The organism is Planctomonas sp. JC2975, assembly GCF_012985205.1.
Classification (GTDB): domain Bacteria; phylum Actinomycetota; class Actinomycetes; order Actinomycetales; family Microbacteriaceae; genus Humibacter.
The window spans coordinates 157413-171242 of record NZ_JABEKS010000002.1; the positions used below are offsets into that span (position 1 = coordinate 157413).

At 66.6% G+C, this 13830-nt stretch carries 12 protein-coding genes; 10 read left to right on the plus strand and 2 right to left on the minus strand.

The genetic code is table 11. The features are described from left to right. Positions 1-86: 86 nt before the first annotated feature. The 10 genes from HII28_RS14190 (at position 87) to HII28_RS14235 (ending at position 10905) form a co-directional block, all read left to right on the plus strand. The gene (locus HII28_RS14190) at positions 87-1205 is read left to right on the plus strand and encodes a mannose-1-phosphate guanylyltransferase (protein WP_170026262.1); all 1119 of its coding nucleotides are present in this window, start codon (positions 87-89) and stop codon (positions 1203-1205) included. A gap of 200 nt (positions 1206-1405) precedes the next feature. After that, positions 1406-2497, plus strand: a complete 1092-nt coding sequence (locus HII28_RS14195; protein ID WP_170026263.1) for a BMP family ABC transporter substrate-binding protein — start codon at positions 1406-1408, stop codon at positions 2495-2497. A gap of 178 nt (positions 2498-2675) precedes the next feature. Further along, positions 2676-4241, plus strand: a complete 1566-nt coding sequence (locus HII28_RS14200) for an ABC transporter ATP-binding protein (protein WP_170026264.1) — start codon at positions 2676-2678, stop codon at positions 4239-4241. Beyond that, a complete protein-coding gene (locus tag HII28_RS14205) occupies positions 4238-5632 on the plus strand; it encodes an ABC transporter permease (RefSeq protein WP_346769340.1) in 1395 nt (464 codons plus the stop codon). Before HII28_RS14200 ends, HII28_RS14205 begins: the two co-directional genes overlap by 4 nt. Further along, positions 5629-6924: an ABC transporter permease gene (locus HII28_RS14210; protein WP_346769341.1), complete on the plus strand. Its 1296-nt coding sequence runs from the start codon at positions 5629-5631 to the stop codon at positions 6922-6924. Before HII28_RS14205 ends, HII28_RS14210 begins: the two co-directional genes overlap by 4 nt. Before the next feature lie 113 nt (positions 6925-7037). Continuing rightward, positions 7038-7463: a cytidine deaminase gene (locus HII28_RS14215; protein WP_170026265.1), complete on the plus strand. Its 426-nt coding sequence runs from the start codon at positions 7038-7040 to the stop codon at positions 7461-7463. A gap of 104 nt (positions 7464-7567) precedes the next feature. After that, positions 7568-8851 carry a thymidine phosphorylase gene (locus HII28_RS14220; RefSeq protein WP_170026266.1) on the plus strand — a complete coding sequence of 428 codons (1284 nt, stop codon included), beginning with the start codon at positions 7568-7570 and terminating at the stop codon, positions 8849-8851. 85 nt (positions 8852-8936) lie between these two features. Further along, positions 8937-10079, plus strand: coding sequence for an adenosine deaminase (locus HII28_RS14225; RefSeq protein WP_170026267.1), 1143 nt, complete (start codon positions 8937-8939; stop codon positions 10077-10079). Positions 10080-10159: 80 nt separating this feature from the next. Further along, positions 10160-10636, plus strand: coding sequence for a PTS sugar transporter subunit IIA (locus tag HII28_RS14230; protein ID WP_170026268.1), 477 nt, complete (start codon positions 10160-10162; stop codon positions 10634-10636). Next, on the plus strand, positions 10633-10905 hold the full coding sequence (locus HII28_RS14235) for a PTS sugar transporter subunit IIB (protein ID WP_170026270.1): 273 nt from the start codon (positions 10633-10635) through the stop codon (positions 10903-10905). The genes HII28_RS14230 and HII28_RS14235 overlap by 4 nt, the downstream gene beginning before the upstream one ends. A 209-nt stretch (positions 10906-11114) precedes the next feature. Here the strand turns inward: HII28_RS14235 and HII28_RS14240 are convergent, their stop codons facing one another. Both HII28_RS14240 and HII28_RS14245 read right to left on the minus strand, forming a co-directional pair. Beyond that, the gene (locus HII28_RS14240; RefSeq protein ID WP_170026272.1) at positions 11115-12863 is read right to left on the minus strand and encodes a phospho-sugar mutase; all 1749 of its coding nucleotides are present in this window, start codon (positions 12861-12863) and stop codon (positions 11115-11117) included. Continuing rightward, positions 12860-13696: a purine-nucleoside phosphorylase gene (locus HII28_RS14245; protein ID WP_170026274.1), complete on the minus strand. Its 837-nt coding sequence runs from the start codon at positions 13694-13696 to the stop codon at positions 12860-12862. Before HII28_RS14245 ends, HII28_RS14240 begins: the two co-directional genes overlap by 4 nt. Positions 13697-13830: the final 134 nt, after the last annotated feature.

Below are 13830 nucleotides of genomic sequence, written 5' to 3' on the forward strand. Positions count from 1 at the left end.
TGCCGAGTGAACCCTGCCTGAACCTGGCCGGTCGTCCTTCGGAAGGATCGGCGGATGCGACGCCCGACTCGACCTATCCTGAGGGCATGAGCGCTTTGCCACTCGACGACTTCTACTGCGTCATCCCCGCCGGCGGGGTCGGATCACGGCTCTGGCCGCTGTCCCGGGCGGATGCGCCGAAGTTCCTGCACGATCTCACCGGATCGGGATCGACCTTGCTGCGCGCGACGTGGGATCGACTGGCCCCACTGGCCGGCGCGCAGCGCGTGATGGTGGTCACAGGACGGGCGCATCGCGCTGCAGTCGAGGCGCAGATCCCGGCGCTCGCCGACCACAATGTCGTTCTGGAAAGCGAGCCGCGCGACTCAACGGCCGCCATCGGCCTCGCTGCGGCGATCCTCGAGCGTCGGGAGCCCGGCGTGATCATCGGATCCTTCGCTGCGGACCACGTGATCGGCAACGAGCCCCTGTTCCGGGCGGCTGTCATCGAGGCGGTCACCGCCGCGCGCGCCGGCTACATCACCACGATCGGCATCACGCCGACCGAGCCCGCCATCGGGTTCGGCTACATCCACGTGGGCGACCCGCTGGGAATCGATGGCGCGAAGTCGGCGCGCAAGGTGCTCTCCTTCGTGGAGAAGCCGAACCTGAAGACCGCGACGAAGTATCTGGCGAGCGGCGACTACCTGTGGAACGCGAGCATGTTCATCGCCAAGGCGTCTGTGCTGCTCGAAGAGATCGGGAAGTCGGAGCCCGAGCTGCTGGCCGGCCTCCTGGAGCTCGCGGAGGCGTGGGACGACCCGGCCACCCGCGGTCCCGTCGTCGATCGGATCTGGCCCGGCATCAAGAAGGTCGCCATCGACTACTCCGTCGCTGAGCCGGCCGCGGCGGCCGACAAGCTCGCGGTCATCCCCGGCCACTTCAGCTGGGACGACATCGGCGATTTCGCCTCCCTCGCCAAGCTCAACAGCGGGGGACGGGCGACCGATCTCGCCATCTTGGGCGAGCACGCCCGCGTGCTGTCGGATGCCTCGAGCGGCATCGTAGTCAGTCAGACCGGCCGCGTGATCAGCCTGATCGGCATCAAGAACGTCGTCGTGGTCGACACCCCGGATGCCCTGCTCGTCACGACGAGCGAGAACGCGCAACGGGTGAAGTCCGTCGTGGAAGCACTCAGGCTGACGGGTTCGACCGAGGTCCTCTGACCGCTGCGCATCTGCTGATTGCAGGCGGATCGCTCTGCACTTTTGAGCAGCCCTCTATCCCAGAATGCTCAAAAGAAACAAGATGATAACGGCGACGTTAAGAAGTCCATACCGCAATCAGAGGCATTCGTAACGTTGGGTAACGTCGCACCACGACGACTCGCGCGTTCGCGCAGATCTTCTTCACCACGGAGGACAACGTGACATTCAAAGTTCGCAAGGTTGCGCTCGCGGGACTCGCCGCAGCGAGTGCGCTCGCCCTGCTCGCCGGCTGCGGCCAGGCTCCGTCCGACAACGGATCGACCACCAAAGCAGCGTCGAAGTTCCTGCCATGCATGGTCTCCGACAACGGCGGATTCAACGACCACTCGTTCAACCAGCTCGGTTATGAAGGCCTCGTCGCCAGCGCCAAGAAGCTCGGTACCACGTACAAGACCGCCGAGTCGAAGACCGCGAGCGACTACGCGCCGAACATCAACAGCATGGTCGATCAGAACTGCAACCTGATCATCACGGTCGGCTTCAACCTGTCTGACGCCACCAAGAAGGCCGCGAGCGCGAACTCGAGCACGAACTTCGCGATCATCGACGATAACGAGTTCACTGCGCCGAATGTGAAATCGATCATCTTCGACACCGCGCAGGCTGCATTCCTCGGCGGCTACGCAGCTGCCAGCTTCTCCAAGACCGGCGTCGTCGGCACGTTCGGAGGCATGCAGATTCCGACCGTGACCATCTTCATGGATGGTTTCGTCGACGGCGTGAAGTACTTCAACCAACAGAAGGGCAAGAACGTCCAGGTCGTCGGCTGGGATGTCGACAGCCAGAAGGGCTCCTTCACCGGCGGGTTCGACGCCAACGACACCGCCAAGCAGGTGGCGCAGGGCATCATCGACCAGAACGCCGACGTCATCATGCCCGTCGGCGGCCCGATCTACCAGTCGGCGGCGCAGGCGATCGACGAGGCGAACAGCTCCGGCAAGAGCATCTCGATGATCGGCGTGGACGCGGATGTCTACAACACCGACAAGACCGTGCGGCCGATCCTTCTCACCTCGGTCATGAAGGGCATCAAGCCGTCGACCTCTGCGGTCATCGAGCAGTCCGCCGCTGGCAAGTTCTCCAACTCTCCGTACGTCGGAACGCTGAAGAACGACGGTGTCGGCCTCGCCCCGTTCCACGACTTCTCGTCGAAGGTCGACTCCAACCTGAAGTCCGAGCTCGACACGATCAAGTCGGGCATCATCGACGGATCCATCAAGGTCACGTCACCGGCATCGCCGAAGTCCTGATCCAGATCGTTCGCTGATCGGGTCGGGAGGTCGTCTCCTCACGGAGATGGCCTCCCGACTTTGCGTGCGGTCGCCCATGAGAGACCCCACTGCTCCACTCCCGGACGGGCCGTAGCCCTCTCCGAGTCCGCCCGAATCGTCCGCGATGCAGCAGACGGCGAAAGGTAGATTGACCCCTATGAAGCTCGAACTTCGCGGCATCACCAAGCGATTCGGCTCCCTCACCGCGAATGATCGCATCTCGCTCATCGTCGAGCAGGGAGAGATCCACTGCATCCTCGGTGAGAACGGTGCCGGCAAGTCCACCCTGATGAACGTGCTCTACGGGCTGCTCGAGGCGGACGAGGGCGAGATTCTGCTCGATGACGTCGTTCAGCACTTCTCCGGACCCGGCGACGCAATGAAGTCGGGCATCGGAATGGTGCACCAGCACTTCATGCTGATCCCGGTGTTCACGGTGGCGGAGAACGTCATGCTCGGTAATGAAGACACCGGATTCGCCGGATTCCTCAACCACGGCGAAGCACGAAAGCGTGTGCGCGAGATCTCGGCACGGTTCGGATTCGACGTCGATCCCGATGCGCTCATCGAGAATCTGCCAGTCGGTGTGCAGCAGCGGGTGGAGATCATCAAGGCGCTGTCTCGCGACGCCAAGGTGCTCGTCTTCGACGAGCCGACAGCCGTGCTCACGCCGCAGGAAACCGACGAGCTCATGGCGATCATGAAACAGCTGCGCGATGCCGGTACAGCGATCGTGTTCATCACGCACAAGCTGCGCGAGGTGCGCGAGGTGGCCGACCGTATCACGGTGATGCGGCTCGGCAAGGTGGTTGGTGAGGCATCCCCGACCGCGAGCAATGCCGAGCTGGCTTCCCTCATGGTGGGTCGCTCCGTCGAGCTCACCGTGCAGAAAGAACCTGCGACGCCCGGTGAGCCGGCGCTGCAGGTACGCGGGCTCACAGTGATCGACCACATCGGGCAGCTCATCGTCAACGACGTCGACTTCGACGTCAGAGCCGGCGAGATCCTCGCGATCGCGGGCGTTCAAGGGAACGGCCAGACCGAATTGACCGAGGCGCTCCTCGGTCTGCAGGACCACGTCGAGGGTGAGATCGTGCTCGATGGCAAGAAGCTGAGCGGCCTCGGGGTCCGCAAGGTTCTGGATGCCGGAGTCGGCTTCATCCCCGAGGACCGCAATGAAGACGGTCTGGTCGGAGGATTCTCGATCGCGGAGAATCTCATGCTCGATCGCTCGGACACGGCTCCGTTCGTCAGAGGTGGCAGTCTGCAGCTGAACTACCGCGCGACGTTCGCCGCCGAGAAGGTCCGCGAATTCGACGTGCGCACGCAGAGCATCGACAGTCAGGTGGGCACACTCTCCGGCGGCAACCAGCAGAAGGTGGTGCTCGCGCGCGAGCTGAGCCGCGACCTTCGTCTTCTGGTGGCGGCGCAGCCGACCCGCGGTCTCGATGTCGGATCGATCGAGTTCGTGCACAAGCGCATCGTCGCGGCCCGCGACTCGGGCATCCCGGTGGTCGTCGTCTCGACGGAGCTCGATGAGGTGGACGCCCTCGCCGACCGCATCGCGGTGATGTACCGCGGAGGCATCGTGGGTATCGTCCCCGCCGGAACGGACCGCGAGACCCTCGGCATCATGATGGCTGGCGAGAATCCGGATGCGCCTCACGAGCCCCCGCCCGCCGACCACGAAGCCGGAGCCGACTCGAGAGGAGAGGCCGCGTGAGCGACCAAGCGGCCGGCGGGAAGGCCCCTGAAGATGTGACTGACTCACCCGCTACTCCGGCCGCGGCCGATGCTTCGTTCGATATCGCGGGCGAAGCGGATGTTGCCGGCGAAGCGGATGTCGCGCTCGAGACGGGCACGCAGGTCGCCCCCGACGAGCCGGAACCGAACCGCTGGAACGAGGCACTGCGGCAGATCGCCGGCGGAAGTGTCGTCATCTCGATCCTCGCCGTGGTGCTCGCGCTCGTCGTCGGCGCGATCCTCATCGCTGTGACGGATCCGAGCGTGCAGAAGGCCGCCGGGTACTTCTTCGCCCGTCCCGGTGACACGTTCCAGGCGATCTGGAACGTGGTCTCCGGCGCATACAGTTCTCTGTTCCAGGGCGCGATCTACAACTTCGGCCGCCCGACCTTCCTCACTGGCATTCGTCCCTTCATGGACACCTTGACGTACGCGACGCCGCTGATCGTGGCCGGTCTCGGTGTTGGTCTCGGCTTCCGCACCGGCATCTTCAACATCGGCGGTCAGGGCCAGATGCTGATCGCCGCGGCATTCTGCGGCTGGATCGGCTGGTCGTTCGACCTGCCACCGGTGCTGCACCTGGTCGTCGCGATCGTTGCAGGGTTCGTCGGCGGAGCGCTCTGGGCCGGCATCGCCGGCGTGCTCAAGGCGAGGACCGGCGCGCACGAGGTGATCGTCACCATCATGCTCAACTGGATCGCCTTCTACCTCATCTCCTACCTGCTGCGTACGCCGGGGGCGCTGCAGCAGCACGGCACGAACAACCCGAAGTCGCCGGCGATCCTCCCGAACGCGATCCTCCCACCGCTGTTCGGACCGCAGTACCAGCTGCACTGGGGATTCGTGATCGCCGTCGTCGCGACGATCGCCGTGTGGTGGCTGCTGGAGCGATCGAGCCTCGGCTTCAAGTTCCGGGCGGTCGGTGAGAACCCGCACGCCGCGCGGGTCGCCGGCATCAGCGTGAATTCCGCCATCGTGTGGTCCATGGTCATCGGTGGTGGGCTCGTGGGCCTCGCCGCCGTCGATCAGGTGCTCGGGACGACGACCGGCGGGTTCGGCTCGTCGATCGACGCTGGCATCGGATTCGACGCCATCACCGTGGCGCTGCTCGGCCGCTCGCGTCCGCTCGGCATCTTCGTCGCCGGCGTGCTGTTCGGTGCGTTCAAAGCCGGCGGATTCCTCATGCAGGCGGCCAACAGCATCCCGATCGACATCGTGCTCGTTGTGCAGTCGCTCATCGTCCTGTTCATCGCAGCGCCGCCGCTGGTGCGAGCGATCTTCCGTCTGCCGACCCCCGGCAAGCGTCCGCCCTCGAAGAAGTCGCCGGCCACGCCGGCATCCGTGGCCCCGAAGGAGGTGGCAGCCAAGTGACGACCACCATCGACCACACGATTCCGGATGCCTCGCCGATCGTCCTCGAGAAGACCGTCGTTCGCAGCTATAAGACGCCGATCATCCTCACGGTCGTCGCCGCGCTGTCGATTGTCCTCTTTGTGATTTTCCGCCGTGGCGGAGACACCACGTTCACATTCGCTGGCGGACGCATCGCGCCCAGCCTTCCGCAACTGGTCGTACCCACCACCGCGACGTGCGTGGTCCTGACGATCGTGCTCGTGGTCATGGCTGGTCTCAGCTGGTGGCTGACGGCGCGCTTCGCGAGGGTTCCACTCTGGTACTCCTCGGTCTTCTCTTTCCTCTTCGTCGTCACGTTTCTCACCTGGGCTGCCGGCGCGAACTCGCGGCCTCTGCCGATCACCAGCCTGCTGCTCGGAACGGTGAGCCTCAGCGTGCCGTACATCTTCGGCGCACTGGGCGGTGTGATCTCCGAGCGCAGCGGCGTGGTCAACATCGCGATCGAGGGTCAGCTGCTGGCCGGTGCCTTCCTCGCCGCCGTCGTCGCGAGCATGACGGGATCGGTGTGGCTGGGACTGCTGGCGGCACTGATCGCCGGTGTGCTTGTCTCGTTCGTGCTGGCGGCATTCGCCATCAAGTACTACGTCGACCAGGTGATCGTCGGCGTTGTGATCAATGTGCTGGTACTCGGGCTGACCAACTTCCTGTACAGCCAGGTGCTGTCCAAGGATGCGAGCTTCCTCAACGAGCCGCCATTGCTGCCCGCGGTGCCCATCCCCGGGCTCAGCGCCATCCCTGTCATCGGGCCCGTTCTCTTCGACCAGTCGATCATCGTGTATCTGATGTACATCGCTGTGGCCGCTGTCTACATCGGGCTGTTCCACACGAGATGGGGACTGCGTCTGCGATCGGTGGGCGAGCATCCGCAGGCGGCGGACACGGTAGGCATCAACGTGACGGGAACCCGCTTCTGGAACGTCTCGCTGGCGGGCGCCATCGTCGGCCTCGGCGGCGCGTACTTCACGCTCGGATCGGTCGGATCGTTCACCGAGGACATGACGGGCGGTCAGGGCTATATCGCCCTCGCCGCGGTCATCTTCGGCCGGTGGGATCCGATCAGGGCCACACTTGCCGCCCTTCTCTTCGGCTTCGCCAGCAACCTGCAGTACACGCTCGCGGCGGTCGGATCCCCTGTGCCCAGCGAGTTCCTGCTGATGCTGCCGTATGTCGTGACGATCCTGGCCGTCGCCGGCTTCGTGGGATACGTACGCGGGCCCGCGGCATCTGGAAAGCCCTACATCAAGTCGTGATCCGTGTGCAGTGAAACGGGTGGCGGCCGGACGACGAACCATGACCACAACACGTACCGAGTGACTGCAGCCGAGTGACCGGCACCGAGTGACCGAAACCGAGTGACGACAAGATGAGCGACGATACGGCGACCTTCTCCGGCGATGTCGACTGGGGTGCGCTTCGCACCCAGGCCGAGGAAGCGATGAGGCGGGCGTACGTCCCGTACTCGCACTACCCGGTCGGTGCGGCTGCACTCGCAACGGATGGCCGCATCGTCTCGGGCTGCAACGTGGAGAACGCGAGCTACGGCCTCACCCTCTGCGCCGAGTGCTCGCTCGTCTCCGACCTGCACATGTCGGGCGGCGGCCAACTCGTCGCGTTCGTTTGCGTGAACGGCGATGGCGACGTCATCATGCCGTGCGGGCGATGCCGTCAACTGCTCTACGAGCACTCAGTCTCGGGGATGCTGCTCGAGACCGTGTCCGGCATCCGCACGATCGACGAGGTCATCCCTGATGCCTTCGGTCCCAGAGACCTGGAGGCCTTCAGTGGCTGAATGGTTCGACGCAGCGCGCTGGAGCTGGGAGCAGAGGGCCGGTGGGCCTCTGCCGCGACGCCAGCGCCTCGGCGGCTATGCCGACGAGGAAGGAAGCCGGACTGATGGCTGAACGATTCGACGCAGTCGACGTCATTCGCGCGAAGCGCGACCACGGGGAGCTGTCCACGCCGGAGATCGACTGGCTGGTCGATGCCTACACGCGCGGATACGTCGCCGACGAGCAGATGTCCGCGTGGGCGATGGCGGTGCTCCTGAACGGCATGTCACGGCGCGAGATCCGGGACCTGACGCTCGCGATGATCGCCAGCGGCGAGCGGATGAGCTTCGCCTCCCTCGGCAAGCCGACGGTCGACAAGCACTCGACGGGTGGCGTCGGCGACAAGATCACGCTGCCGCTCGTGCCGCTCGTCGCGTCCTTCGGGGTCGCCGTGCCGCAGCTGTCAGGGCGCGGCCTCGGTCACACCGGCGGCACGCTCGACAAGCTGGAGAGCATCTCCGGCTGGCGCGCATCCCTGACTGCAGACGAGCTCTTCGCGCAGCTTCGCGATGTCGGTGGCGCGATCTGCGCCGCCGGGCCAGGCCTGGCACCCGCGGACAAGAAGCTCTACGCGCTGCGCGACATCACCGGAACGGTCGAGGCCATTCCGCTCATCGCGTCGTCCATCATGAGCAAGAAGATCGCGGAGGGGACGAGCGCGCTCGTGCTCGACGTGAAGTTCGGTTCTGGCGCCTTCATGCGCGATCTCGACAAGGCGCGCGAGCTCGCGCGCACCATGGTGGATCTCGGGCAGGATGCCGGGGTCGCCACCTCCGCGCTGCTCACCGACATGAATGCACCACTCGGCCGTGCGATCGGCAACGCGAACGAGGTGCGGGAGTCCGTCGAGGTGCTCGCCGGCGGGGGACCTGCGGACATCGTGGAACTCACGGTGGCGCTCGCTCGCGAGATGCTGCGCCTTGTCGGGCAACCGGATGCGGACGTCGAGGAGGCGCTGCGCTCCGGCCGTGCCATGGACAGCTGGCGCTCGCTGATCCGCGCGCAGGACGGCGATCCTGATGCCCCGCTCCCGCACCCGCGCGAGACCCACACGGTGACGGCACCGCGTTCCGGCGTGGTGTCCCGACAGGATGCCCTGGCGTTCGGCGTCGCCGCATGGCGGCTCGGGGCCGGAAGGGCGCGGCAGCAGGATCCGGTGCTGCACGCGGCCGGGATCGACCTGCACGCCAAGGTGGGCGAGTCCGTCGCTGAGGGCGATCCGCTCTTCACCTTGTCGACGGATGACCCGGTGCGGTTCGAGCGTGCCCTCGATTCCCTCGTCGGCGCCTGGGACATCGCAGATGCAGCTCCGCCGCGGGCCGGCCTCGTCGTCGAGCGCATCGGCTGACCGTCGCCGTCAACGAGCGACCGATCGCCAAGATTCGCTAAGAGGGGCAGCGGCGCGCGGCACTCGCCGCAGATAACCTTGAGCAATGAGCGCAGAGTCGTCTGGCCCCACGGAGCCTCCCAGTACCACCGCCCACCTCGTCGACGGAGTCGACGTCCGCGTCCTTCCCAAGGTGTCGCTGCACGACCACCTGGACGGCGGACTCCGACCGCAGACCATCATCGAGCTCGCCGACGACATCGGCCTCGACCTGCCTGAGACGAATGCCGACGCGCTCGGCGACTGGTTCTCCACGCAGGCGAACTCCGGATCCCTCGTCGAGTACCTCAAGACGTTCGATGTGACCACCGCCGTCATGCAGACCAGGGACGGCCTGGCGCGCATCGCACGGGAGTTCGTGCTCGACCTCGCCGCGGACGGCGTCGTGTACGGCGAGATCCGCTGGGCGCCCGAGCAGCACCTCGGCAGAGGACTCTCACTCGACCAGGCCGTCGATGCGGTGCAGAGCGGCTTGGAGCAGGGAGTGGCGGATGTGCGCGCGAACGGCGCGAGCATCCGCGTCGGCCAGCTCGTCACGGCCATGCGCCATGCGGACCGGGCACTGGAGATCGCGGAGCTCGCGGTACGGCACAGGGATGCCGGCGTCGTCGGGTTCGACATCGCCGGCGCAGAGGCCGGCTTCCCGCCGAGCAACCACCGCGTCGCGTTCGACTACCTCGCGGAGCAGTACCTCCCGACCACGGTGCATGCCGGCGAGGCGGACGGTCTGGCGAGCATCCAGGGCGCGCTGCTCGACGGACGCGCGTTGCGGCTCGGTCACGGCGTGCGGCTTGCCGAGGACATCACCATCGAGCGCCAGGACGACGAGAACATCTACGTGTCGCTCGGCCGCCTCTCGCAGTGGGTGAAGGATCGTGAGATCACGCTCGAGCTGAGTCCGTCTTCCAACCTGCAGACCGGGGCGATCGCGGCATGGGGCGACGAGCTCGTCGACCATCCGTTCGACCTGCTCTATCAGCTCGGATTCCGGGTGACGGTGAACACCGACAACCGGCTCATGAGCAGCACGACGCTGACGCGTGAACTCGGGCTGCTGTCCGAGGCGTTCGGATACGACCTCGATGACCTCGAGACCTTCCAGCTGAACGCCGCCAGGTCGACGTTCCTCCCTCTGGAGGATCGCGAAGACCTGGCAGAGGCGATCTCGGCCGGTTTCGACGCGGTCTGAGGACGCTCGTACGACGCATCAGTGTCCATGGAGGACACTTTCAGCGAGCCTTGATGAACCGGCGCGATACGCTTGTGATCATGTCGCTTCCGCCGCTGCCCGACTCTGCCATCGACCTCGGTGTGCACGCGGCGGACTGGCGCGCCGCGGTCCGGTTCGCCGGGTCGGCACTGCGTCGTTCGGGTGCGACTCGTGACAGCTACACCGAGCGGATGATCCAGGTCATCGACGAGTTCGGCGCGTACATCGTGATCGCCCCCGGACTGGCACTCGCTCACGCTCGCCCCGGTCCCGACGTCCTCGCCGATGGTCTCTCGGTCGTGACGCTCGCGACTCCGGTGTCCTTCGGGCATCCGCACAACGACCCCGTTCGTGTGGTCGTCGGGCTCGCCGTCGCGACGCCGGATGCGCACGTCAACTCGGTCGCGGAACTCGCGAACATCTTCAACGACCCAGAGTCGATCCCCGCGCTCGCCGATGCGACGAGCCCGGATGACGTCTGGCGCGTCATCGGGGCACCGAATGTGCACGACGACGCGTCGGTGAGCGCTCGATGAAGATCGTCGCCATCTGCGGGGCAGGCGTCGGCACGTCCGGCATCCTCAAGGTGAACGCGGAGCGTGTACTCGACCGACTCGGCATCTCGGCCGACGTCAGCGCGACGGATGTCGCCAGCGTCGCGACGACGGGATCTGATGCCCAGGTCATCCTGACCTCGCCCGAGCTCGTTCCGCGGATCCCGCCGACGAACGCCGACATCGTCGTCATCGACAACTACTTCGACCTCTCGGAGCTGGAGCGCAAGCTCGAGGACGCCCTCGGCTGATCCCCTCGAGCCCGCAGCCCTCTGTCGCCGATGGTGCCCGTTCCTCCACCCGAGCGTGCCCGTTCCTCCACTCGAAAGTGCGCGTTTCTCCCAGCGAGGGTGCGCGTTCCCCCGCGCGAGAGTGCCTGTTTCTCCGCGCAAGCGTGCGTTTTCCCGAGTGCGCGTCCTCAGACGCGAAAAGGCGCCATCGTGGACGGCCGGTTCAGCGACTACAGGGCGTCGGTGAGCGCGCGCATCGCGTCGGCGAGCGTCTGCACTCTGGTCTGTGCTGCGGCACGGCGGGATGGGACATCCGCTCCGTCGTCGTCGAACGCATCGATGTAGATCTTCAGCTTCGGCTCAGTGCCGCTCGGACGCACCATGATGCGGGATCCGTCGTCGAGCACGATCCTGAGCACATCGCTCGGCGGCAGGTCAGCCGACCCCGGCCGCAGGTCGTCGATCCGCATCACCCCGATGCCGCCGACCTCCGCGGGAGGGCCCGCCCGCAGCGCGGCCATGATGCGGCCGATGCGGTCGAGATCCGTGACCCGTAGGGAGATCTGGTCGGAGGCGTACGCGCCGAACCGTGCGGTGAGCTCGTCCAGCCGATCGCCGATCGAGCGCCCGTCCGCGTGCAGCTCCGTCGCCAACGTCAGGGCGACGGTCGCGGCGGAGATGCCGTCCTTGTCCCGCACGGTCTGCGGGTTGACGAGGTATCCCAGCGCCTCCTCGTACCCGTAAACCAGTCCGGGCACGCGGCTCACCCACTTGAAGCCGGTGAGGGTCTCCGCGAAGCGCAGACCGTACGCACCCGCGATCGCGCGCAAGGCGGGGGATGAGACGATGGATGCCGCGAGCACCCCGTCGCCGCCCCCCGCCTGGACGTGTTCCGCCGCGACCCATCCGAGCAGGGTCCCCACCTCGTTGCCGCTGAGCCTGCGGTAGCCGTCAGCCGTCGAAGGATCGGGGATGCCGATGGCCAGCCGGTCCGCATCCGGATCGTTCGCGATGACGAGGTCCGCGTGCTCGGCACGTGCGAGCGCGAAGGCGAGGTCGAGCGCGCCGGGCTCCTCCGGGTTCGGGAACGCGACGGTCGGGAAGTCGGGATCCGGTTCGGCCTGTTCCGGCACGGTGACCGGGGTCGGAAGGCCGGCGGTGGCGAACACCGCTCGAGCGGTCTGCCAGCCGACACCGTGCATGGCCGTATAGACGACGGTGAGGCCTGAGCGAACCGCGACGGAGGTGTCATCGCCACTCGCCGCGACGGTGCCGCGATTCACTGCGGGCCCCGCCACGGAGGCCGTCTCGGCGATGTACGCGTCGACGAGCGAGTCGTCCGCGATCTCGAACTCGTCGGAGCGAGGGAGGTCGGAGACGCGACCCCGCGCTATCCGGTCGATCTGAGCGGCGATGTCGGCATCGGCGGGCGGCACGATCTGGGAGCCCTCATCGGTGCCGCCGAGATAGACCTTGTATCCGTTGTCGCGTGCCGGATTGTGGCTTGCGGTGACCATCACGCCCGCCGACGCGTCGAGATGCCGAACAGCGAACGCCAGCACGGGAGTCGGCAGAAGCCGCGGAAGCAGGATCGCGCGCACGCCCGCGCCGGCCATCAGCTCGGCCGTGTCGCGCGCGAAGACCTGCGAGTTCTTGCGTCCGTCGTAACCGATGACGACCGACGGCGTGTCGCCGTCAACGGCGGAGGCCTGCTCGTTGAGATAGGCGGCGAGGCCTGCGGCGGCTTGGGCCACGAGCATCCGGTTCATGCGGTTCGGGCCGGCGGCGAGCTCGCCGCGCAGCCCTGCGGTGCCGAAGGAGAGTCGGGTGTCGAATCGTGAGTGGAGTTCGTCCAGCGCCCTCTGCGACCCGGCGACCGCCTCGTCGACGATGGCCTGCAGTTCGGCCCGGGTCTCGGCATCCGGATCATCGGCGATCCAGGCGCGTGCGCTGTCGAGGACGTCCACGTTCTCGCTCACAGCTCAGCCACGATACGGGCGAGAAGATCGCTGATGACGGCCTCGGCCGCGACGCCGGCGGCGATCACCTCCTGGTGGTCAAGGGGCGTCGGCGAGATGCCTGCTGCCGGGTTGGTGATGAGCGACATGCCCAGCACCTCCATGCCGGAGTGGCGTGCTGCGACGGCCTCCATGGCCGTCGACATGCCGACGATGTCGCCGCCCATGCGTCCGGCCATCCGCACCTCGGCCGGGGTCTCGTAGTTCGGACCGTGGAACTGCACGTACACGCCCTCGTCGAGGCTCGGATCCACCGTGTGCGCGATGTCCCTGAGACGCTGCGCATACAAGTCGGTGAGGTCGACGAAGGTCGCGCCCTCCAGCGGAGACACAGCCGTCAGATTGATGTGGTCGGAGATGAGCACGGGTGTGCCCGGCGCCCACTCCGGCTTGAGACCGCCGGCGCCGTTGGTGAGGATCATGATCTTCGCGCCGGTGGCGGCGGCCGTCCGCACGCTGTGCACGACCCGACGCGCGCCGAAGCCCTCGTAATAGTGGGTGCGCGCTCCGATGACCAGCGCGCGCTTGCCGGAGGGCAGGAGCACGGAGCGGATAGTCCCGACGTGTCCGACAACGCTGGGACGGCTGAATCCGTAGATGTCGGTGGCGGGGATGGATGCCGTGGTCTCGCCGATCAGATCCGCAGCCCTGCCCCATCCGCTGCCCAGCGTCAGAGCGATGTCGTGCTGCTCGACTCCGGTGCGTTCGGCGATCTGTTCCGCCGCGATCCGCGCGATCTCGAACGGATCGGCCGAGCGGTCGTCGAAGGGATTCACTGCGTCGTCGGATGCCATTGCAACAGCATATTCGCGCCTCTCGCGCTTGCTCATCCGTGGTTTCGCCGGTGCTCGTTCGCGCAGCCGCGCAGTCAGGCGTCGGCCTCGGCTGAAGGGCGAAGGGATCCATCGCCTTGGGACGCGGCCCGCAC

Bases quoted from the DNA above. Each gene is read 5' to 3' on its own strand.
- HII28_RS14235 (WP_170026270.1), top strand. From the start codon at position 10,633: ATGAAGATCGTCGCCATCTGCGGGGCAGGCGTCGGCACGTCCGGCATC.
- HII28_RS14245 (WP_170026274.1), bottom strand. From the start codon at position 13,696: ATGGCATCCGACGACGCAGTGAATCCCTTCGACGACCGCTCGGCCGAT.
- HII28_RS14225 (WP_170026267.1), top strand. From the start codon at position 8,937: ATGAGCGCAGAGTCGTCTGGCCCCACGGAGCCTCCCAGTACCACCGCC.
- HII28_RS14215 (WP_170026265.1), top strand. From the start codon at position 7,038: ATGAGCGACGATACGGCGACCTTCTCCGGCGATGTCGACTGGGGTGCG.
- HII28_RS14200 (WP_170026264.1), top strand. From the start codon at position 2,676: ATGAAGCTCGAACTTCGCGGCATCACCAAGCGATTCGGCTCCCTCACC.
- HII28_RS14230 (WP_170026268.1), top strand. From the start codon at position 10,160: ATGTCGCTTCCGCCGCTGCCCGACTCTGCCATCGACCTCGGTGTGCAC.
- HII28_RS14190 (WP_170026262.1), top strand. From the start codon at position 87: ATGAGCGCTTTGCCACTCGACGACTTCTACTGCGTCATCCCCGCCGGC.
- HII28_RS14220 (WP_170026266.1), top strand. From the start codon at position 7,568: ATGGCTGAACGATTCGACGCAGTCGACGTCATTCGCGCGAAGCGCGAC.